The 22124-nt window shown below is 45.2% G+C and carries 15 protein-coding genes; 6 read left to right on the forward strand and 9 right to left on the reverse strand.

Annotated elements, in window-relative coordinates:
• Positions 1-3: 3 nt before the first annotated feature.
• Complete coding sequence (locus tag H70737_RS01285; RefSeq protein WP_052404109.1) at positions 4-1596, reverse strand: spore germination protein; 1593 nt, start codon at positions 1594-1596, stop codon at positions 4-6.
• Positions 1597-1756: 160 nt separating this feature from the next.
• Positions 1757-2383, reverse strand: a complete 627-nt coding sequence (gene udk / locus H70737_RS01290; protein ID WP_042184138.1) for a uridine kinase — start codon at positions 2381-2383, stop codon at positions 1757-1759.
• Between the two features lie 157 nt (positions 2384-2540).
• Between udk and H70737_RS01295 the strand changes: the two genes are divergently transcribed.
• Positions 2541-3653, forward strand: coding sequence for a threonine aldolase family protein (locus H70737_RS01295; protein ID WP_042184140.1), 1113 nt, complete (start codon positions 2541-2543; stop codon positions 3651-3653).
• Here H70737_RS01295 and H70737_RS29570 read toward each other — a convergent pair.
• From H70737_RS29570 to H70737_RS29575, 4 genes are read right to left on the reverse strand one after another with little or no spacing between them, the layout of a single operon-like run.
• Entirely contained in the window at positions 3627-4943 is a 1317-nt protein-coding gene (locus H70737_RS29570; protein ID WP_052404110.1) for a glycosyltransferase family A protein, read from the reverse strand. The genes H70737_RS01295 and H70737_RS29570 overlap by 27 nt on opposite strands.
• Before the next feature lie 18 nt (positions 4944-4961).
• On the reverse strand, positions 4962-6509 hold the full coding sequence (locus tag H70737_RS01305; RefSeq protein WP_042184142.1) for an MATE family efflux transporter: 1548 nt from the start codon (positions 6507-6509) through the stop codon (positions 4962-4964).
• Positions 6484-7611, reverse strand: coding sequence for a polysaccharide pyruvyl transferase family protein (locus tag H70737_RS01310; protein ID WP_042184144.1), 1128 nt, complete (start codon positions 7609-7611; stop codon positions 6484-6486). The genes H70737_RS01305 and H70737_RS01310 overlap by 26 nt, the downstream gene beginning before the upstream one ends.
• A complete protein-coding gene (locus H70737_RS29575) occupies positions 7608-8639 on the reverse strand; it encodes a glycosyltransferase family 2 protein (RefSeq protein WP_052404111.1) in 1032 nt (343 codons plus the stop codon). The genes H70737_RS01310 and H70737_RS29575 overlap by 4 nt, the downstream gene beginning before the upstream one ends.
• Before the next feature lie 227 nt (positions 8640-8866).
• Here H70737_RS29575 and H70737_RS01320 point away from each other — a divergent pair, with 227 nt between their 5' ends.
• From H70737_RS01320 to H70737_RS01340, 4 genes are all read left to right on the forward strand, one after another.
• Entirely contained in the window at positions 8867-10093 is a 1227-nt protein-coding gene (locus H70737_RS01320) for a Zn-dependent hydrolase (protein WP_042184147.1), read from the forward strand.
• Positions 10094-10374: 281 nt separating this feature from the next.
• Positions 10375-11508 (forward strand): alanine dehydrogenase, encoded by a 1134-nt coding sequence (ald, locus tag H70737_RS01325; protein WP_042184149.1) that lies wholly within the window; start codon positions 10375-10377, stop codon positions 11506-11508.
• A 950-nt stretch (positions 11509-12458) separates the two neighbouring features.
• Positions 12459-13718, forward strand: coding sequence for a PucR family transcriptional regulator (locus H70737_RS01335; RefSeq protein ID WP_052404112.1), 1260 nt, complete (start codon positions 12459-12461; stop codon positions 13716-13718).
• Positions 13719-13796: 78 nt separating this feature from the next.
• Positions 13797-14525: a hypothetical protein gene (locus H70737_RS01340; protein ID WP_042184153.1), complete on the forward strand. Its 729-nt coding sequence runs from the start codon at positions 13797-13799 to the stop codon at positions 14523-14525.
• A gap of 86 nt (positions 14526-14611) precedes the next feature.
• On the opposite strand, the gene hflX is transcribed toward H70737_RS01340, so the two are convergent.
• On the reverse strand, positions 14612-15877 hold the full coding sequence (gene hflX, locus H70737_RS01345; protein ID WP_042184155.1) for a GTPase HflX: 1266 nt from the start codon (positions 15875-15877) through the stop codon (positions 14612-14614).
• Positions 15878-16466: 589 nt separating this feature from the next.
• On the opposite strand from hflX, the gene H70737_RS01350 reads away from it, so the two are divergent.
• On the forward strand, positions 16467-17270 hold the full coding sequence (locus H70737_RS01350; protein WP_156113035.1) for a hypothetical protein: 804 nt from the start codon (positions 16467-16469) through the stop codon (positions 17268-17270).
• A 102-nt stretch (positions 17271-17372) separates the two neighbouring features.
• Here H70737_RS01350 and H70737_RS01355 read toward each other — a convergent pair whose 3' ends face one another.
• Together H70737_RS01355 and H70737_RS01360 are read right to left on the reverse strand one after the other, a co-directional pair.
• A complete protein-coding gene (locus tag H70737_RS01355) occupies positions 17373-20393 on the reverse strand; it encodes a DEAD/DEAH box helicase (RefSeq protein WP_042184159.1) in 3021 nt (1006 codons plus the stop codon).
• A complete protein-coding gene (locus H70737_RS01360; protein ID WP_042184161.1) occupies positions 20390-22033 on the reverse strand; it encodes an SWIM zinc finger family protein in 1644 nt (547 codons plus the stop codon). The genes H70737_RS01355 and H70737_RS01360 overlap by 4 nt, the downstream gene beginning before the upstream one ends.
• Positions 22034-22124 lie beyond the last annotated feature (91 nt).

Here is a 22124-nt window from a genome sequence, read left to right on the forward strand (position 1 = left end):
AGTTTATTCCTCCGTTAGATCTCCCGGTTTTTCCGGTGGTGTACTCTTTACCCGAACCATATTTTTTTGATTGATCAGCTTAGGGCGGGTAAACATAGCCCAACGGGGCATTCGGAAAAAGGTGTCCTTTTGATCAGCAAGATTAAACGGAGCAAAGGGGCTCATATAAGGAACTCCAAAGGAGCGCAAGCTACACATGTGAAGCACTATTGCGATAACACCAATGATGATACCGAACAATCCAAAGGAAGCCGCTAGAAACATCATTGGGAAACGAAGCATTCTGACCGTCAAGGCGAGATCAAAGGCCGGCAGAACAAAGCTGGAGATCGCCGTAACAGCAACGACAATGAGCATGGCGGCAGAAACAATGCCAGCATCTACTGCAGCTGTTCCAATGACTAGCGTTCCTACTATAGAGACAGATTGGGCTATGGTTTGGGGCATGCGTACACTAGCTTCTCTTAGAATCTCAAAAGCAAGCTCCATTAAGAGGGCTTCAATAAATGCTGGAAGCGGTACGCCTTCCCGTTGAGCAGCTAAGCTAATAAGTAGGGTTGTAGGCAACATCTCTTGATGGAAAGTAGTAATAGCTACATATAAGGATGGGGCTAGAAGAGAAATGAATATACAGAAATAACGGAGCATCCGAACTAAGGTACCAACATCTGCACGTTGGTAGTAATCCTCAGCGGTCTGCATGAAGGAAACGAATGTAGTAGGAACCGTCATGACTATAGGCGTTCCATCTACTAAAATAGCTACTTTTCCTTCCATTAGCGCAGCTGCAATAACATCAGGTCGTTCGGTATGATGGATCGTTGGAAATGGAGTATAGGTTTCATCCTCGATTAATTCCTCGATATAACCACTCTCCAAGATGCCATCGATGTCGATTCGATCTAAACGTGTATGTACTTCTTGTACAATCCCATCATCTACAATTCCTTTGATATACATAATGGATACATCGGTTTGGGTTATACGTCCGATTTGTTGTGTTTCTAACCACAGATTTGGATCTTTTATTTTCCGCCGGATTAATGCAGTGTTGGTACGCAAGCTTTCTGTGAAGGCTTCCTTAGGTCCGCGGATCACCGTTTCGGTGGCACTTTCTGATACACCTCGATCTTTCCATCCACGCATGCCAATCGTGAAACCCTTAGCGTATCCATCTAGTAAAAGGATCACATCTCCGGATAATAAGGAGGTTAACAAAGAATGGAACTCGGTCGCATCTTTGATATCACCTACGGTAAGCATGTGATTTTTTAATAAGGAATAGTTGTCATTCTCAGGTACTAAGCTCAAATCTGGAATTTCTAAGACAAGAGACTCCAGAATGAAATCCTGAATAGCTTTACTGTCAGCAAGTCCATCCGTATAGAAAATAGCGGCTTTAATCTTATGTTTGGAGCCAATGAAGAAATCTCTGACCACAAGGTCTGTGCTATTGCCGAGCGTCTTTTTTATATGTTCAATATTATCTTGAAGGTTTTCTTTGAGAGGTTCTTTAGGTAATTCTCTAGTGGGGTTGGGGTGCCCTAATGTAGGGTTTTTGAATATTTTAGTTATTGTTCTGTTTAGAAATCCCATAGTTGTTATCCCTCTTCCGCAAACTGCTGTGAAATTAGCTATTACCAAAATGCGGTGGGATTATTCTTTGAATAGTCAACTGCAGGTTTGGGGATGAACATGCAAAAAAGCCGTCGAGAGAATCTCGACAGCTAGGGTTAGAACTAGGTATTTAAGAACTTTAGGACGTCCAGTCGTTATATAAATGTTTCTCAGTTAGGATGGACAACAACTGGATACCGACCTCATTATGGCCACCTTCAGGGATGATCAAATCGGCGTATTTTTTGGATGGCTCAATAAAAGCTTCGTGCATCGGTTTAACCGTGCTCAAATATTGATGATGGATCGATTGAATGCTCCGACCGCGTTCCTCGATATCGCGGAGTACCCGGCGGAGGATGCGTACATCAGGATCAGCATCAACAAAGACTTTGATATCAAGCATATCGCGGAGGTTCTCGTCGGATAGAACATGGAGTCCCTCGATGATTACAATATTGTTGGGTTTCAGTTCTACAGTCTCCGTAGTGGAGCGGGCATGAACTGTAAAGTCATACACCGGTGCATATGCAGTCTGATCTTCTCGCAGACATTTAAGATGCTCAATAAGCAGCTCGTTATCGAAAGCGAAAGGATGATCGTAATTGATGGATTCACGTTCAGCGAAGCTGAGGTGTGAATGATCTTTATAGTAGTTATCTTGAGATATGAAAGTTACCTTTCCCGTTCCAAGACGGTCAATGACGGAGCGGGCTACGGTTGTTTTTCCCGAGCCGGTGCCGCCGGCGATACCAATGATGAGCATGTGATTCAATAACCCTCCCTAAGATTGCCGTTGCAATTCCAATATTGTAGCACAGCGCTCATGTTTTTTCACCTTAGATCGGGTAAAATTAAGATGGGATTTTTTGAAATTCGTCTATATTAGGGACAAGGCAAACACGGAAGGGGCAATTCTACCAATGAACGGAAAAAAATCAGTGCAAGAGGCGTTTAATGAAACGACTTATCGAATCGTAGGACATGGAGATCGAGATGTTCAAGTCTTGAAGGAAGCCTTTGAAGCTGTGGAGAATAGTACACCATCTGATATTTATGGATCGGGAAAGGTGATTGAGGATTTCCAGTCGGAAATGGCGAAGCTTTTGGGAAAAGAAACAGCAGTCTTCTTTCCGAGTGGAACGATGGCACAGCAAATCGCTTTAAGAATATGGTGTGATGAAAAAGGACTCAAGAGCGTCGCCTATCACCCTCTATGTCATTTAGAGATCCATGAGCAGGATGGGTTGAAGGAAATGCATCATATTGAGCCTGTCCTACTTGCGGATAAGAATCGACTAATTACCTTGGATGATGTATTACAAATGAAGGATGATATTGCTTGTCTGCTGCTTGAATTGCCACAGCGTGAGATTGGCGGACAGTTACCAGAGTATCAGGAGCTTGAAGCGATTTCTGCACATTGCCGTGCTCGGGGAATTAAGCTGCATTTGGATGGCGCAAGATTGCTTGAGACGCTTCCCTATTATGAAAAGACGGCTGCTGAGATCTGCGCCCTCTTTGATAGTGTTTATATCTCACTGTATAAAGGAATCGGAGGAATTGCTGGCGCGATTCTTGCAGGCAGTGAGGAGTTTACGAAGCAATCGAAGATATGGAAACGGCGGCATGGTGGCGACCTAATCAGTCTGTATCCATACATTATTTCCTCTGATTATTACTACCAGCAAAGAGTAGATAAGATGCAGCAGTATTATGAAGGGGCTAAAGAGCTTGCTGCTTTAGTTAATCAATGTCATGCGGTGACTACGTTACCTGCTGAGCCTGTCTCCAACATGTTTCATATGCATTTTCAAATGTCTAGGGAGAGCATTGAACCGATCCTGTCTTCTGCATATGAGGCAACAGGAATCGGTTTAAGCGCAGCGATAAGACCAACGGGAGAACATAGTTCTTATTGTGAGATCAGTATTGGAGACAAGTACGCCGACATCCCTAAAGAAGAGGTAAAAGGATTCTTACTGCTGCTCGATAAGCTAATGCGTGAATCATCTTCCGAGCAGCGTCCGAAGTAATGAGATCCGTAATAATTGTTTTTTAATAAGCTTTGTACGGAATTCATTTCTTAATTGATTGTAGATCGGCGGGCAATGGTTAAGGGCCCAATGATACATGAATTTAAAGTCTGTGGCGTCTTTCGCAGAATTTAATAAATAGTATGAGATCGTATCATATGCATTATGGTTAAACCATTCCGTCATTTCCTGCTCGTGATAGCCATATTTCTGAACGGCCATATTCTTAATTAACAGCTTCTCCTCCAGATTCTCAATTAAGAATCGCTGACTCAAATTAAAAGTAATGTTGTCCCCGTGTAATCTGTACACACCGGCAAGGGTATCTATGAAGCCAGCATCACCGATGAGCAAGGAACGCAGATAAATAGAAGCATCGTTAACCATGTTCATATTCAGGATATCCATAGCCATTAAAGCCTCACGCTTAAAGACAGTTGTTAAGGTGGAGGAGGGCTTCGGATATCCTTTTTTCTCGAAATTCATGAAATAATCCTGCTTCTTAATAATCCTGCTTAGCTGTAGGCTACTGATCTTCAGTTGCTTGGCCTTTGAAAATTCAAGAAACACATTAGCAGCCACAAATGATATTTCGGGATGGTGATTGTGAAAGTCCACAGCCTTACTTAAATAATTCATATCAATCAGATAGTCATCATCATCGAGAAAAAGAACGTACTCCCCATCACCATGAGCAGCAAAAGCCTTACGGCGATTATTTCCCGGGCCGCTATTCTTTTCGTTCCGCATATATATTACCCGTGACTCGCTTCCGAAGCTTTGATGCATTAACTCTTCCGTGCCATCTGTAGAGCAATCATCAATAACTGTGATCTCTATATAAGGATAGTCTTGCTTTAAGATGCTTTGGATCGCTTGATATAGAAATGCCTTTCTATTGTAAGTAGTGATAATGACACTAACCTTGGGATAATCGGCAAAGGAAAGGAGTGCTGAGTGTGAAGTATCCGTATGGGAGGACTGATGTTTGATTGCAACGATCCCATGGATTAACCTGTCAATTTCTTCGTTCACAATACTGAATTGCTCTGACAGATAGAACCTTAATGCATCTTCTGAAGCTCTCCCTGTGAGATAAGCACGGATCACCTCAGATAAGATTTCTAGATAGGTTTTAACTTGCGGATTTTGTTCTTTAGCTATGATCAGGCGGCATCGTTGGAATATCTCTTGATCATCCAATTGAAGGGCAGATGAATGGTTGATTTCATCATTAAGGTCATTTAGAAAGACGTAACAGGCTTGCTGCAAAACCTCGCTATGATCCATTTGGGTCCTCCTAATGTGTTATTTGGATAAACTACTTACCTCAGGTCTAGCAATAACCTTATTTTTGAGCTTTGTTCGGTATATTTTGAGATGCCCCCACGTATACAGGAATACTTCCCGTTCCATCAAGGAGGCGATTACGAAATAAACAGGCAAGATCACAAGTCCTAGCAGTACACCCCACAACATAATTCCTGCATAGGAATGGATGGGGATATTGATAGCGCTAGAGATCAGAATAATGCCCACAAAAACCACTGCATTCGTTAGCCATCTTTTAAAGGTGACCCAAGGACTCCGATTCAGCAGATGTCTGCTAGCATAGACCACGATATCTATGGAACGGTACAAGAGAGCGGCTATCGTCCCCATCAATACACCGTAAATCCCCATAAAGATAACGAAGACAATAGAAGCGACTAGATTGATAGCGGATTCTAGAATGGAACGGTTCTGTGTGTTCTTGAAATGTCCGGCGATCGTAATCACATTATTGGAGGAAGCTCTGGCATTGGTTAATAATTTGATGACTACGAACAGGATCGGCAGCCACATATCGATATAATTCACGTCATTTACACCAGCAGTATACAGTTTCATAAAAGGTAGAATTAGAATGTAAGCTACCGTTAGAATCGAGAAAATGAGCCCCATAAAATACACTTCGTAAGCATCATAAAATTTAATAAAGGCTTCTTTACTCTCATGAAAGCTCTGGCCGAGAGCAGCCTTCACGCTTCCGTTTATGGTTTGGACGATGTTATCTACAATCGTAAAAATCATGTTGTACATGACATAAATGCTGACGATCTTTAAGTTCGTAAATATAGTCAGGATCAGCACGTCGGTATTTCTAAACACTAAGTAGGAGATCTCATGGACTAAAACAGAATTTTTTTGACCAATGGCTTCATAGTCTGGTTTAAGATTTAGGTTGATCCATTTGTAATGCTTATTGATATAAATATAGAAGACGACGATTTGAAGTATGGTCAATATGAAATAGGAAGCTTGCACAGCAATGATGTTAACGCCTTGAAGTAATAACAGAATCCGAATTACATTGTTCAGAATATTAGCTACGGTGACTATAGAAGTCTCTACATAGCTTTTTCCCTCTGCAGCGAGAAGCACTTTGAATTTCCCTTGGAAATAATAATTGATCGCTCCGCCCATTCCTGTGAGTAAAATAATGAGCATAATCGATAATCGATCGATGTCAGAAGTGATCACTAATGGATACACGGTGGCGATTAAAAGGACGGCGAAGAAATAATAAATGCCTGTTTTTTTATAATAGCTAGAGGTGGCGGCCAAAATAGAGTTGATGTGGTTCTTATCATCCGAAGCTACTGGCTTATATAGGGCTTGGATCGAAGCGGCGCCTACGCCGGCTTCCAGCAGTGCCAAATAACTAATAATTTGTACAATAGAAGCGATTAAACCATTGGCCTCTGAGCCATAGTTGACCATAATCAGCCGGGGGATAAAAAAACCGAGGATGATCGTAATGAGCTGACTCCCAAGTCCAAAAGATAAGTTAAGAATGCTCCGCTTGGCTCTCATAACGTATCCTCCTTTCGTAAAGCGATAAATACGTATCCAGATGCTCGAAATGCCTTTCGGCATGTTTGGCTTGCGGCGTGACATCCATATAGTGAGTAGTCATACTTTCAAAAACCTGCGCAGGCTGGAGCTGCTCCAGTGTAGTGAAATCGGTATATAGCCCTTTGAACTGGGCATCTTCCATTACATTGATCATTTTTTTGCTGTAAGCGACGGGAAACACTGGTTTACCTAATACCCAACCCAGGATCATCGCATGGAATCTTGAAGCTACGATGAAGCTGGAATGGGCTAGAACGGCCAAGACCTCTTCCATATTCGTTTTGTATAAATGCACTTGGATGGAATCCTCATAAGTGGGGCCCATAAGACTCCGGATTTCCTCAATCGCCAGCTGATCTCCTTCGTGTTCGCAAAATGACATAAAATGAACAGCGTAGCCTTTTTCAATGAAATAAATTGCGATTTCTTTCATTTTTTCATAATAGAGGTTGTCAAAACCGTTCAGACCTTTAGCAGAAGGCTTAATGACGGATAAGACGATATAATCCTCTGGTTCGGTTTGAAGATCTGACGGGTTAAGCTGAAAAATAATATCGGGTGCTAAACGGACATTGTTCAGATCCTCAAATAAATCATAAGAGTACTTTTCTCTGAAGCAAATATCTGTATAGTCCGTGAAGATCCGCCTATGTCCCTCATAGTATTCATCGTCTGTGTAAGGACCAAAATTCGATCCTAATAAATAGTAGGGCTTATTCTTATTCCGAATAGCTTCTGCGTTCTTGAAATGCTCTTCCCAATGCTCTGCCTGCATAAAAATCGATCCGCCGATATGAACAACGCCATCGGAGTGGTCTGCCATATATTTTTGCACCAGATTATGTATCTTTAATCTTCTGCAAATATAGGCAATACCTCTTAAGAAAATGGAATCGGAAGGAATCACTTTGAGATTCTTGATCTCTTTGAAGCATAGCTTGTATAGGCGTGGAGCACAGATTCTGAATTCGGTATCCGGATACCTTTCACACAACACCTTTATGAATAAATCATCGCCCAAATTAAATTCGGTATAGGCATAGATCAGCATCTTTTTCATATTCTAGATTCCCTTCGCTTGAACCTGGATAAGCTTCTCTCCACAGAAATGAATCTGTGATATAGAAGCGGGGAGATTAAGAATGCTCGGATATAAAGGGCTAATCTTCGATCATTGCCCCTATAACGTCTTATGAGTTCATACATTTCTTGATTTAGTTCAGGATAGGTATGATCGATGTCGCGAAGTAACTCCTGAATGCTTACCCCTTCTGTCTCATTTAGACAGGTCTTTATGTTGAAAAAGTAATTCTCGATCAGCTCACGATTTCTTATATAAGGGGATATCGTATCCAACTGCTCAAAGGGATGTGCCTGAAAGTAGGCATCGACCCGTTTGAATACATCGACGACATCAAATTTTTTCACATTATAGCTGTTGGAAATTGACGTGTTTCTTTGTAAATAAAACGATAGAATATCCGGAAGCGTGACAACTCTGGCGGCTCTGGATAAGGCTTTGTAGATGAATTCCTGATCTTCTCCATTCACACAGCATTCCGTATATTGGAGATCATGAAGGAGTAACAATTCCCGTTTGTACGCAATGCTCCCTGTCCATATTCGTAAGCTTTTGTCCACAAAAATATGAGTCAGCGCTTCACTGCCTGTTATGTCGCTATAAGCGGATGTATAACTCAAAGTAGTGACTCCATCCTCTGAAACATGGTTATAACCCCAGCAGATAATCTCGGGGCCAGCGTCATGGATATAGGTATGAATGGTCCGCACTAAGTCTGCAGAAATATAATCATCTCCATCCAGAAACAACACATAATTCCCTGTGGCTTCTGCTAGGCCTCTATTTCTAGCCGAACTAACCCCCTGATTCTCTGTTCGAATGACTTTGCAGGAAAGGGTGGGGTGAATTGCGAGAATATTTGCTATAACGTTGTAAGTGTTATCCGTAGATCCGTCATCCACGATAATAACCTCGAAATGCGGTTCACTTTGGGTAAGGAGTGAATTAAACATAGGGGTTATATAATGTTCTATATTGTATACTGGGACCACAATGCTTAGATTCATGTGCTGCTCCTTTCCTTGGTAGAACTGGATAAATAGCTATCTTAAGCTTACCCTCCGTCTCAAAAGATTGTATATACTACTTTAGTTTACTTATTGCTACCTCTATTTTGTTGTAACATTACGCGAATAATAATTATTACAGTATGTAAAATGACAATCATATCGATTGGTATAACATATATAGAAAGTCTATAAAATCATGAACGCTCGAAGCGGAGGGACCTATGATGCAGCTGCAAAAAATATTCGTGAACGGTGAGAGATTAAAGAATACGATTGAGACATTTGCGGATTATGGGCGTACAGATAACAACGGCGTGACCCGGTTATCGCTGACGGAAGAGGATCTTAAGGTTCGGGATTATTTTTGCGCTTGCTGTGAAGAGCTGGGGATGTCTGTGAAGATGGACGACATGGGCACGATGTACGCTACGCTTGCGGGTGTAGCATCTGGGCCTCCTATTGTGATTGGTTCGCATATGGATACTGTGAAAAAAGGCGGCAGATTCGATGGTATCCTTGGGGTAATCGCTGGACTAGGGGTAGTCCGCACACTCGTGGATCACGGAATAAAGCCGAGGCTACCAGTGACCATTATGAATTTCACAAATGAAGAAGGGGCTCGCTTTGAGCCTTCGATGATGGCTTCTGGTGTGCTGGCCGGTAAGTTCGACAAGGCAGAAATGTTGAATAAAAAAGATCCGGAGGGCATTACCTTTGGCGAAGCGCTGGAGGAGAGCGGCTATAAGGGAGACGCGAGCAATCGTATTACCGAAGCCACTGCTTATTTGGAGCTTCACATCGAGCAAGGTCCCGTGCTAGAACAAGAAGAACTGTCGATTGGTCTGGTGGACTGTGTAGTCGGCATGGCCTGTTATGAGATTGAGGTGATGGGGGAATCCGATCATGCGGGCACCACGCCTATGGCAATGCGCAAGGATGCCTTGTTCGCTGCCACGGATTTGATCACGGAGCTTAGAAACAAGCTTAGTGGACTCGATTCTGAACTGGTGTATACCATGGGCAGAATGAATGTGTTTCCTAATATTCATACCGTCATTCCCAATAAAGTGATCTTCACCATTGAGGCTAGACATAAAAATATGGAGATTGTTCGTGAGGTGGAAGCTATTATTCATAGCTTGCCGGAGATGCTACTGGACTGCGGAGTAAGTAAGACCAAGCTTTGGGGTAGAGAGACTGTTTGGTTTGACCGGGGGATATGTGATTTAGTAGAGCAAGCGGCACAAGCCTTGGGTTATTCTAAACGGAAGATCGCAAGTGGCGCAGGGCATGATGCTCAGTTCGTAGCCAGCTTTCTGCCATCCGCGATGGTGTTTGTACCTAGTGTGAAGGGAAAAAGTCATTGTGAAGAGGAGTTTACCTCCTATGAAGACTGTGAAAAAGGGGTAAATGTAATCTTAGAAACGGTGATGTTATTGTTGTCAAAGTAATACGCGTTACTAAACATAACATTCCAATATGGAAGTAGTGCTTTAATTTCATACAAAATCGTCAAAAAGACACTTTAAGCAGTGTCTTTTTTTATGAGATAATGATTAGGGTTGTGTTGGGTACCAAATGACATAAAGTTACTGGGCGGTTTAAGTCGAATCCTTTGTGTAAAAACACAATGATGATAGATAATATTTTAATTTTTTACCAAATTGGGAATACTAAACGTATGTTATCATTCTTTACATAAGGGATCTACATTAGACGGGAGAGATGAATGATGATTATCGGAGTGCCTAAAGAAATTAAAAATAATGAGAATCGTGTAGCCATAACGCCTGCGGGTGTAGTTAGCCTTATTAAAGAAGGACATCAAGTGCTGGTGGAAGCTGGGGCTGGTGTGGGAAGTGGATTTCCGAACGAAGAGTATGCTTCTGCCGGAGCGAAGCTAATTCAGGACGCAGCTACGGTCTGGAGCTCTGCCGAAATGGTGATGAAAGTGAAAGAACCGCTGGAAAGCGAGTACCCTTATTTCCGTCCAGGCCTTATTTTGTTCACATATCTGCATCTTGCGCCTGAACCTTCTCTGGCCGCTGCGCTCAAAGACAAGGGTGTCTTTGCCATCGGGTATGAGACGGTTGTTCATGAACGTACCTTGCCGTTATTAACACCGATGAGTGAAGTAGCGGGCCGGATGTCTGTTCAGCTTGGCGCTCAGTTCTTGCAAAAAAACTATGGCGGACAAGGGATTCTTCTCTCCGGTGTTCCCGGGGTTAGTCGTGGCAAAGTTAGCATTATCGGCGGTGGAGTAGTAGGTACAAACGCTGCAAAAATGGCTATCGGTTTGGGTGCTGATGTTACAATTGTTGACCTCAGTGCTGAAAGATTGCGTCAATTAGATGATATTTTTGGGGCACAGATCAATACGCTGATCTCTAACCCTTATAATATTGCCAAAGTGGTAGCTGAGGCAGACCTGTTGGTAGGTGCGGTGTTGATTCCGGGTGCGAAAGCACCGAAGCTGGTTACAGAAGAAATGGTCAAGACCATGAAGCCGGGATCGGTGATTGTCGATGTGGCCATTGACCAAGGTGGTATCGTAGAGACGATCGACAGAGTGACAACACATGATAATCCTGTATTTATCAAGCACGGCGTGCTGCATTATTCTGTTGCTAATATGCCGGGCGCTGTGGCCAAAACTTCGACGATCGCTTTAACCAATGTCACCGTTCCATATGCCCTGCAAATTGCCAATAAAGGCGTGATCAAGGCGATTCAGGATAATGCCGGCCTAAGAAGCGGCGTAAATGTCGCCAACGGTAAAATCACCTGCCAAGCCGTGGCTGAAGCGCTTGGCGAGAAACATTTTACGGTAGAACAAGCTATGGAGCAGACGTTCACGATGAGCTAAATAGAGCTAAATTGAGATGAATAGATGCGTTCCAAGTGAGTGGTGATATTTAGGGACAATAGACAGCGAATTCCCGCTATGGGAGTTTGCTGTTTGTTGTTTCTGGGAGTAATATTTTTGGCTCCTTTCGATGTGGGGGAGATCCAGCAGAAATCTACTAGTTCGGTGTTAAAGGCTGTAGGACTGCGTTATGAAGATCGTTGAATCGGGTGGATGTTTGTTGGTGTATTGTTAGAAGTAGTTAAGTTGTATTTGGTATGGTTAGGTACTGTTGATGTTGCCAGCGCGACGCTAAAGGTGGATAGACAACGTAGAAGTTGGTTTGAATTCGATCAAAACTAGCAAGTTTCAACTATGTGTAGCCTGATTTGGCTAGTTACAGCTTGATTAGTTAGTATTTGGTTTTTTGTTACGGTGAGAGATTTGTTGAAGATGAATTTTAGGGAAATCCTCCCTATAAATTACGCGAAAATAGCTTAAAACGCTATTTTTTAGGGAATTTCTCCCTATAAATACGAAGAATATCCCCGATTGTGCCTGAATTGGAGGAATTATAGGGAGTTTTTCCCTAATTAGTAGTAAACCAAGCCTTAACCACAGAATTTTAGGGAGGAATTCCCTAAAAACTATAAGGGGGCTCTCTCAAGTAGCGGTTTAAGTGTTGTCGCGCCACTCCGTCACCTCGCTTCCCGTAATCCGCATCAACGTAACCTGCAACTCCGTCCCACGCCACTCCATAACCCCGCCATTCCGCAACCAGCGTAACCTGTACTCAGCAAATACGCCCCCACGCGACTCTATAACCTCGTAACTCCTCCACCCGGCGATCTCAAGGTCCCGCCAGCTCGCCCCCATCCCATTATCTTATAGTCAGCTGGGAGCACGCATACTATAATAAAATCACTCTAGAGTACAAGGTTCGGCTATTTTTTCAGGCAGGGGTGGGGCTAGTGACGGAAAAGGATCCATTGTTTGATCGTTTCTTCGATAGTATGGAATCGTTGGCGGATGCGATTAGTGAATCTCTTCAATCCCAAGTTACGATTGAGGACAGCAATCACCATGTGATCGGATACAGCTCCCATCAATTTGAGAGTGATTCCGCGAGAATTTCGACCATTATTGGAAAGCGCGTGCCTAACGCTGTCATTATTGGCTTGCGCAAGAAGGGGGTTATGCAGCAGCTTGAGAGCGCTACACGTCCGATTCGGATTCCTGCGGTCATGGAGGTAGGTCTTGGCCCCCGACTCGCTATTTGCATCAAACATCAGAAGGAAATTCTCGGGTACATATGGGTAGTGGATGCAGGCAATCTAGTTGAAGGATACGCAGAGAATATTGTAGAGAAAGCGGCGGCCATCGTTGGTCGTTATATATTGAAGCAACGGGGTTGGAAGACGAAGCAGGAGAAAACGCAGGAGGATTTTTTCTGGAAGCTGCTCACCTCCCATTATGACAATGAAGCGAATATCAAGCAGGACGCGGAAGTTTGGTCGATTCTTTTGCCGGACAAATATTATATTAGCGTGTTTGAGAGTGACAAGGTCATCAAAGACCACTTCGTACTTCGGTTTCGGCAAACTATGACCTCCTATCCGGGGCTGAAATTATTATTTCTGACTGCTGAGCACAATCGGTTAATTATATTGTTTTCATTCAGCTTTCGCATGGAAGGGACGGGTGGTCTGTATTCGTTCATGCACAAGATTATCGAGGATATGCGTAAGAGTGAGAGCTGTATGCTGGCTGCAGGCTGTAGCCTGGATTACACTGAATATATGTCGGCAGCCATTGCGTACTGGGAAGCGGGTTCCATTCTGGAAATCAAGAAGCTGCTGCCTTTTCATGGCCGAGAGTTACTATTGTATGAGGATATTGGATTTTGGGCGTATGTTCCGGCTATTATAGAGCAAAAACGTAGTCGGACCCGTAAAAGTCCTTTACTGTATCCGCTAAAAGAGCATGATCGCGAGCATAAAAGTGATTTTCTAAAAACGATTGCCGTTTATTTATCACTCAGTGGAAACTTGAAGGAATCCGCCGCTTTTTTACATATTCATACCAACACATTGCTGTACAGATTAAATCGCATAGCAGAGATTACGGGAAAAAGCTTAAAGGATACGGGATACCGCACTTCTATATATTTGGATATTTTGACGGAAGAGACCAGGCAGCTCAATCAGTGGTTTGTTGAGTCAGGGGAATAAAATGAATTAAGCACCAACTGGGCAGCGAACACGTACAATAACCTATATTTAGAACCTATAATATTGGAGGGACTAAGCATGGTGAAGGAAGTTCGTTCACCCGATGCCCTTGACTTTGAACGGAAAATGAGAGACAGCATCGTGGAATCGGCGGAAGCTTTAAATAACAGTGGAGCGGATTTTGCAACATTTGATGAGTCGCGCTGCAACCCGCAGTTTTGGACGCGTACAGATATTGGAGGACTACAGCTGAACGCTGGTGTGGCACCTTCGGTGGGGATTAAAGACATTTTTCAGAACGGACATTTATATGCCTTCGAATGCGCGACAGCGATGGTCATTGTTATGTACAGGGCGACAATTGAAGCTATAGGTGAAGAAGCCTTTAATAGGTATTTTACGGATTTATTCTTATGGGATTGGAACTACGACGAGAATCTGCGCTTAATTACGAACTATAATAAGGATCAGATGCTGCGGGGAGATATTGTGTATTTCAGGAATCCAGATCATGCGCCTAGCAAGCCAGAATGGCAGGGTGAAAATGCTGTTAAGCTTGAAGAAGACCTGTATTATGGCCACGGCATTGGGATAACCACTGCAGAAGTCATCATAGCCTCTCTTAATGAGGAAAGATCGCCCGGAAGCAATACCTCAGCTTTTCTTACGAATGAGTCGATACATCCTGATTTTAATTATTTACAGCGACTATCTACAGGCTCTGTCTTACCCATGGCGGAAAATAGAGGCTCTGAGTGCACTGTGTTTTCAAGAATAGGGACTAGAAGCTATATTTATAAGATTTAACAGCTAAGAGAGTGCTAAGAAGAGCTATCTTCCTGAAAAAAATTCCGGACCTCCGATAAGGTCCGGGATTTACTATGTCCAATAGCCTAAAGCTCAACAAAGTCGTTGCGGAATTTCTCGAAATCAGATTTTCTACATTCTAGCGCAAGCCGTGTGCCTGTTTCTTCATAGCTAGTGGATTGAACATGGGCATGCTCGTTGAAATAGGAGACCACATTGCCGCGATCAAATGGAATCAGAATTTCACACTGTACATAATCGGTAAACACATGGCTGCGAATCAGATCTGTAAGTTCAGCTATCCCGCTATTTTGTTTGGCAGAGAGATAGACATTGTCACCCTCAAGGTGAGGGTAAGGCAAGTCAGTTAGGTCAGCCTTGTTGTAGGCATAAACCGTTGGAATTTGGTCCGCGCCGAGCGCTTTCAAAGTCTCATCAGTGACGGCCATATGCTGCTGATGCTGCGGATCGGAAATGTCGACTACGTGAATCAATAAGTCAGCTTCGGTCACCTCTTCGAGCGTGGAGCGGAAGGCTTTGACCAGATGATGGGGAAGCTGGCTGACGAATCCGACGGTATCTGTTAACAAAAAGGTTTTGTGATCCGGTAGCTCAATGCTCCGAACGGATGTCTCCAGCGTAGCAAATAACATATCCTTGGCGAACACTTGCTTATTAGAGCCTGGATGATACGTCTCCACGATCACATTCATTAAGCTGGACTTGCCGGTATTCGTATAGCCGACGAGACAGACGACCGGAACCTCATTCTTATGCCGCTGCTTCCGCTGAATTTGGCGCCTTGCTACTTGCTGTTGAAGCTCAACTTGTAACGCTGAAATACGTTCTTCAATTCTTCTGCGATCCAGCTCCAGCTTCGTTTCACCAGCGCCTCTGTTCTTCAGCCCAGCACCACCGCCTTGTCTTCCGAGGGATTCTCGGAGACCTGTCAGGCGGGGCAGCATATACTGCAGCTTGGCTACTTCTACTTGCAGCTGTGCTTCTTTGGTTTTCGCTCTTTCTGCGAAAATATTCAAGATCAGAATCGTTCGGTCAATGACCTGACGGCCTAGAGAAGACTCCAAATTGCGAATCTGTGAAGGAGACAGCTCATCATTAAAAATAACAATAGGAGCATCATGCGCTTCTAAGAGCGCAGATAATTCTTGGATTTTGCCTGTGCCGATATAGTGGGAAGGGTTGATCCGGCTTGCCTTCTGACTAAGTTCTCCGACAACTTCTAGGTCACAGGCAGCTGCCAGATTAGTGAGTTCTTCCATCGAATAATCGAAGTTTGTTTCGTTTTGTAGCTGGACACCGACTATAATAGCTTTTTCTCGTAGTTGTTCCATATATTTATTCATCCTCCAATAGTAAATAGTAAACGCAAAAAAACACAGGACATCTGCCTGTGCTTACGGTTCGTTAGAGGACGTCAGAACAAATGTGTAAGGAGAAATCTCCGTTACGACATTAGGGTCTTCCATAGATATATCGAAGCAAACAACGGCTCGGTCATAGGGGAATGATAAATTAATCCCTTACGAGTAGCAGTTGGTTTAAATTATAAGAAAGTATAAGTTTCACGATATACTTTATCCTTATAATTCTCACATAAACGCTACCGTCCTTATAAGGACGCCGAAGGCGTTTTAGTTTGTTGGCTTCTATGGAGTTAAATGGGTAGACCAATCCTGAGTCCTCTGCACATGGGCAGAGCTTTAGCGCTATTCAATTAGCCGCGCAAAGTTCTAACTCGGATAAAGTCTATCACACGTAACCCTCCGTTCATAAAAAGTTAAGTCGAGTTTACCACATCCTTTATTTGGTGGCAAATCTGTATTTTATGCTCGGTGAAGCACTTCTCTATTTTAGTATCATCCAAGAATTCTAAAAAATGATTGCATACCATATATATATAATTTGATATGAATAGGAGGTGTGAAGACATTGCCTGTCCTCTCTACAAACACCATCATTAATTTACCTGTCGACGGTACTCGTCCAATAGATCAAGTTGTGATCAAAGTGGTTAACAATGGATCAGCTGGCGCGGCTTGTTATTTAACGGGTTTAGCCAATAGTGCAAGTCCTCAGACAGTCTTTATTGAAGAATTATTTGAGCTGCAATATCGGGAAACGTCAAGCAAGACCTACACTATTGTAGAGAATTTATTCCAATTTAATTTTGTGTATTCACAGGAACAATTGAAGATTCAGGTTTTTCTTGTGGATGTGAACGGTGTCTGGACAGCTGTTAATCTGGAAGTGTTTCAAGTAAGCCGTATAACCTCGGAAATCCGTGATAACGTATCGGTTACATCGACTGACTTCGCGGCGATTAGCTTTATGAGGAGTTCTACCTTTACTATTCCACAAGGTCTTGCGGCTGAGATTAGACCGGCGGCTTTAGATATTCTATCCAAAAGACCTGTGCGATATATGGTCGTCGCAGGTGGCACTCTGGATGGGACATTCGAAAATTTCCCAACGCCAACTACGGATATTCCTGTCACGGACACGGCATTGCTGGTGAATTACACCTGCACTACGGTCACGGGTGGAAAGGTGATTATGCAAGGTACAGGATCGGGAATCTCCGGTGCTTATGCGAATTTGGCTGTTAATTTGCTTAACGAGCGACTTTCTTACGAGCTTCAGAATGAGCCGGTTACTCTGGTGGTTAACTCACTTTCAGGTGATGATGATCTCGCAGTCACCTTTAAGATGTCCGAGCAATGGTGAGCGTTCTTTAATCCAGTAATGAAGATAAATTCTAGTGATTGAAAAAAGGAACATCCGCGTAGATGCGAATGTTCCTTTTGATGGTCGTTGCAAGCGTTAAGATTAGTCTGTTAAGCCTCGCCGTAATGTAAAGAGGTCTTTCAAAGCCTCAGTAGACAGCTCGGTAATCCAGCCTTCGGAGCTGGAGATGACATTATCGCTTAGCTGCTGCTTACTCTCCAGCATCTCATCAATCTTTTCTTCGAGCGTCCCGAGAGCGATGAACTTATGCACCTGTACATCACGCGTCTGGCCCATCCGATAGGCGCGGTCTGTCGCCTGATTCTCAACGGCCGGATTCCACCAGCGATCGAAGTGAAATACGTGATTGGCTGCGGTTAAGTTCAGACCGACACCTCCGGCTTTGAGAGAAAGGATGAATACATTCGGCTGATCAGACAGTGGTGCATCTGGACGTCTGGACCCTTCGTCCGCGGAAGGCGCAGGCGTCTGGAATCGCTCAATCATTCGGTCGCGCGCCTGTTTGGAGGTGCTTCCGTTCAAATAAAGGACAGGCTCCCCAAGCTCCTGCTGTAGAACAGCCTGAAGCATTTTTCCCATCCCGACATATTGCGTAAAGATGAGACAGCGCTCATCCTCTGCACGCAGCTCCTTAACCATATCCAGCAGTCTTTCAAGTTTAGAGGAACGGTTAATGAGTAGACTGGTATCCAGTTTGTTGTCCGAATCCGTTTCAGGGAGGGCCTCCTTAGTTACAAGCATCGGGTGATCACATAGCTGCTTAAGTCCGGTCAAAGCCCCAAGAATAGCGCCCTTACGCTCAATACCTTCCAACTTCTGCATACGGTCGAGCAGTCCGTTTACGGTCTGGTCATAGAGCGCAGCTTGTTCAGCTGTCAGATGGACATAGGTCTTCATCTCGTTTTTATCTGGAAGATCGAGCTGAATGTTAGGATCCTTTTTCTTACGGCGTAGCATGAACGGCTTCACGAGATTCTGTAAGTCCGCTGTACGCTTCTCATCGCGTTCCTTCTCAATGGCATTACTGAATCGGTCGTTAAAGGCTTTGGCGCTGCCCAGATAACCTGGGGTTATAAAATCATAAATGGACCACAGCTCGGATAATCTGTTCTCTATAGGTGTTCCTGTCAGCGCAATCCGGTGTAAAGCCGGGAAGCTGCGCACAGCTACCGACTGCTTCGTTTGAGCATTTTTGATGTTCTGTGCTTCGTCCAGACAAATCGCCGCCCAAGTGAATTCCTTCAGCAACTCCTGATCAAGCGCTGCAGTCGCATAAGAGGTGAGTACCACGTCAGCTTGCGAAGCAGCGCCATAGAAGAATCCTGCGTCCAAACGGCGACTTCCGTAGTGCAGCATCACATTCAAAGAAGGCGCGAAGCGCTGCAATTCCTTCTGCCAGTTGCCCAGCACGGAGGTAGGGCAGATGATCAGAGCAGGCCAACCCGGAGGGTCGGTCTGGCGACGGGATGAGCTAGGATCGGTATTTTCTTTGATATGAAGTAAATATGCGATGAGTTGGACGGTCTTGCCAAGCCCCATATCATCGGCTAGACAAGCCCCCAAACCGAATTGACGCAGGAAAGTCAGCCAAGCATATCCTTCATGCTGATAGGTGCGTAGCTCTGCCTGGAGTCCTGCGGGCACTGGAGGCTTCGGCCACTGTGAGCGCTGGCCGAGCTGACCAATGAGGCTGATCAAATGCTCGTTTAGCTCTACCTCGAGCCGCAGGCGCGCAGCATCCTCTTGAAGCTGCTCTTCTGTAGCCTCAGCATCAGCTTCCTCACTCGCTTGCAGCAAATGAAGCTGAAGCACATCTTGGAAAGACAAGCCTTGCGACTTGTCCATACCAGCCATGGCTCTTTGGATTTGCGCCAGCAGCGCGGGATCGAGCGAGACCCATTTGCCTTTGAAGCGGACGAGTCGTTCTCCTCTTGCGACCAGCTCGGCAAATTCAGCTTCGGTGAGGTCGACGTCGCCGATGGAGATTCGCCAATCGAAATCGATGATCGAATCGAGACCGAACAGCGACTCGCCGCCGCTGCGTTTGTCCTCGCCGGAGCTGATCTTGGCGCGGAGGCGCGGTTTTTTCCGGCTGGCGGCTTCCCACCACGCCGGCAGCAGCACTTGCCAGCCTGCTTCCAGCAGCCGCTGGCTCTCGGCGGTTAAGAACCGCCAAGCGATGGCATCGCTGAGCGGTTCGGCCAGCACGTCGCCGCCCGCCGCGAAGCGCTCGGGCGGCAGACTGCCGCGGAGGCGCTCCAGCCATCCCGCGGCGCGTTCGTGCACGTGGGCCGACCATGCTGTCGGCCACAAGCCGTGCGGCTCGCCATCATCGGCGAGCCTGATGGGAACAAGCGCGGATTCATCGCGCTTGTCCTGAAGGATCAGCTGCAGCCGCCAAGGGGATTCATCCCCTTCCGGCTCCAGCAGCTGAAGTGCAGGCCGGAAAGGCGCGGTATCCGCCTTCCAGCCAATGGCGATAAGCCATGCAGCGGTATCCATGCCCGCTGCAAGGGCCCCGCTTCTATCGAATAGAAGCGGGTACTCGCTCCGGAGGTCGCCTGCTTCGGCCTCCGTGCTGTAATACCTCTGCGATACGGCGGCGGAGAACGCCGCGCGTAACCCACGGCTAAATTCGCTGCCGCCATTTAGCGCCTCAAGAGCCCCTTTGGCAGTGTCATTCTCCACTGCCACCTGCGCAAAAGCGCCCTCATCCCAGGTCCATTGCAACCTCCCAGCGCGATAAGCGGAGATATCTGGAATATACTGTTTGTTCTCCAGACATATAGTCAGAAGTGGCGCCAGTTCAGTCAGGTGAGCCGCATCGCCCTCCCAGTTCCATTCGATATGCGCCAGCAGCTTCTGCTCTGTAAAGAAAGGGATGACCTGCTCTGCAGGTAGAATCACTAGCTCTACACCTTCGCCAGCTGGTTGAACCGTTAACTCCGTTCCATAAAAAGACGCCTCATGCCAGGCGAATAACCGCTGTTTAAGCTGCAAACCGGGCAAGAGATCTTCTCTTTCATTCATTCCGTATATTAAAGCGTCGCCATACTGGCTTAATGCAAGCCGGATGGTCAGCGTGCGCAAATGCATGTTCATGGTATTAGCTTTCCTTTCCGAAGCTCCTCTTGCAGCGCACGGAGTCTGCTGTGCTTTGTGGTGAAGGCAATGAGGAACTCTTCCCACCGTTCTTCTTGTTTCATTTTTTTATACAGCTTGGATAATCGCTTCAATAGTTTCACAGCCGCCTTGTAGCTATGTCTATTCTTATCCAGCACAAATCTTTCGACGGCCTGATGGTAGAAGGGGAGCAGAACTTCAGGTGCGTTTTTCTCCATAGGCTGGAGGTCTGTAACACGAAATTCGGAAGGCAGCTTACCGATGGACAGTTGATAATCCATCCATATCTGCCATTTTTCATAGATAATTAACTTCTCTTCGTATACTTCTCCAGAGATAGGTAACATGGTGGCTAATGTATTCCACATTTGCGGCTCAGCTTCAGGAAGATGGCGAACGGCCTCTTCCCATCTGTTCGAATAGTTATTCAGATTATAGAGTCTGCTGCTCAGCAGTGGACCGATCTGAGCAAGCCAGCCCACCAAGCGTGACCATTCACCTGCATCCAGAAGCGGGGAGGTGAAGCTCATAAGCTCATCAGGATGGAGACCTGGGCGCTCTGCAGCCTTATTCAGTAATTCCCATGCCTTTGGGTCATCCTTCAGATAAAAATACATGCGGCTCTGGGCTAACAGCCACGCATGGCGTGACAGGGAAGCGCCTAATTCACTTTCTGCCTGCTGAAGCTGTTTGATTTCATCCAGATAAAGCTTAGTTCCACCTGTATTCGGATAAATCCAGTTTCTCCACAGCAGGTCATAGCACAGTGAAAAAGAGGGCTGATCACGCAAGCGATCGCGCGACTCCGTCAACATCTCACGTCGCAAGTAGGAGAGGGTCTCGACGATATGCGGCCAAAGATCGTATTCCTGCTCTTGCTCGGGAGACAGCGGGAGTGTGCTTTTTAACAGACGTGTGATTGCTTCCTGTAGCTCAGAGACCGCTATTTGCGTGTAATAGCCGAGTGATGAGGTGAAGGCGACCTGACCGGGTAGATTGGCGGAAGGCTTAGCCAGCTTTTCTAGAAGAAAAAGATGGGCATGCAGGGTAAATAGCTTGTCCATTTCCGGTGATAACTTCGGCTTAAATTTAGTAATGGAAGATAATGCTCGATCCACATATTCAGGATTCCGAGTGGTATGTGCCAGAGGCGTGATGCAGAACGCAAAATACTCGCGCCACTCCGTGATGCCTCCGTCAGCGATCCGGCTGGCATGTTCTTTTAGCTGCTGCTGGTGCTTTCCATCGGTTCCGACAGGTGAACTACTTGATGTTTTTGGGAGAAAAGATGCGGCTTTGGCGTTAGCTAGAACTTGTACAGACCTATTCTGTTGTTCAGCAAAACTGAGCAGCACAGCGGCCATATGCTTGCAATGACCTGAAACAGGGCAGTTGCAATGGCACCGAGTGAAGCTGTCCAGATCAATAGTAACGCGGTAATCCTCTCTACCTTCAACAAGGGCATTGATCTTAGATGGCTCCGTCATAGTGAACGAACGAATACGGCTTTGCTTATAATATTGGAACCCTCGTTTGAGGGTGAGGTCATCGAAATAATAGGCGACATTCTGGATGAGCTTACTCCACTGCGTATCATCCATAGTATAGGTTGGTTGCATACAATTGGTCTCCCGTAAGAAAAATGGTCGTTATTTGACCTTCATTATATCATTTCTTTTTGAGTAGGATGTTTTGGCGTTGTAATGAAAT

This window comes from Paenibacillus sp. FSL H7-0737 (genome assembly GCF_000758545.1).
GTDB lineage: Bacteria > Bacillota > Bacilli > Paenibacillales > Paenibacillaceae > Paenibacillus_AQ.

Excerpts from the sequence above, each read along its gene's own strand:
- H70737_RS01285 (WP_052404109.1), bottom strand. The coding sequence starts at position 1,596 with ATGGGATTTCTAAACAGAACAATAACTAAAATATTCAAAAACCCTACA.
- udk (WP_042184138.1), bottom strand. The coding sequence starts at position 2,383 with ATGCTCATCATTGGTATCGCCGGCGGCACCGGCTCGGGAAAAACAACC.
- H70737_RS01295 (WP_042184140.1), top strand. The coding sequence starts at position 2,541 with ATGAACGGAAAAAAATCAGTGCAAGAGGCGTTTAATGAAACGACTTAT.
- H70737_RS29570 (WP_052404110.1), bottom strand. The coding sequence starts at position 4,943 with ATGGATCATAGCGAGGTTTTGCAGCAAGCCTGTTACGTCTTTCTAAAT.
- H70737_RS01305 (WP_042184142.1), bottom strand. The coding sequence starts at position 6,509 with ATGAGAGCCAAGCGGAGCATTCTTAACTTATCTTTTGGACTTGGGAGT.
- H70737_RS01310 (WP_042184144.1), bottom strand. The coding sequence starts at position 7,611 with ATGAAAAAGATGCTGATCTATGCCTATACCGAATTTAATTTGGGCGAT.
- H70737_RS29575 (WP_052404111.1), bottom strand. The coding sequence starts at position 8,639 with ATGAATCTAAGCATTGTGGTCCCAGTATACAATATAGAACATTATATA.
- H70737_RS01320 (WP_042184147.1), top strand. The coding sequence starts at position 8,867 with ATGCAGCTGCAAAAAATATTCGTGAACGGTGAGAGATTAAAGAATACG.
- ald (WP_042184149.1), top strand. The coding sequence starts at position 10,375 with ATGATTATCGGAGTGCCTAAAGAAATTAAAAATAATGAGAATCGTGTA.
- H70737_RS01340 (WP_042184153.1), top strand. The coding sequence starts at position 13,797 with ATGGTGAAGGAAGTTCGTTCACCCGATGCCCTTGACTTTGAACGGAAA.
- hflX (WP_042184155.1), bottom strand. The coding sequence starts at position 15,877 with ATGGAACAACTACGAGAAAAAGCTATTATAGTCGGTGTCCAGCTACAA.
- H70737_RS01355 (WP_042184159.1), bottom strand. The coding sequence starts at position 20,393 with ATGAACATGCATTTGCGCACGCTGACCATCCGGCTTGCATTAAGCCAG.
- H70737_RS01360 (WP_042184161.1), bottom strand. The coding sequence starts at position 22,033 with ATGCAACCAACCTATACTATGGATGATACGCAGTGGAGTAAGCTCATC.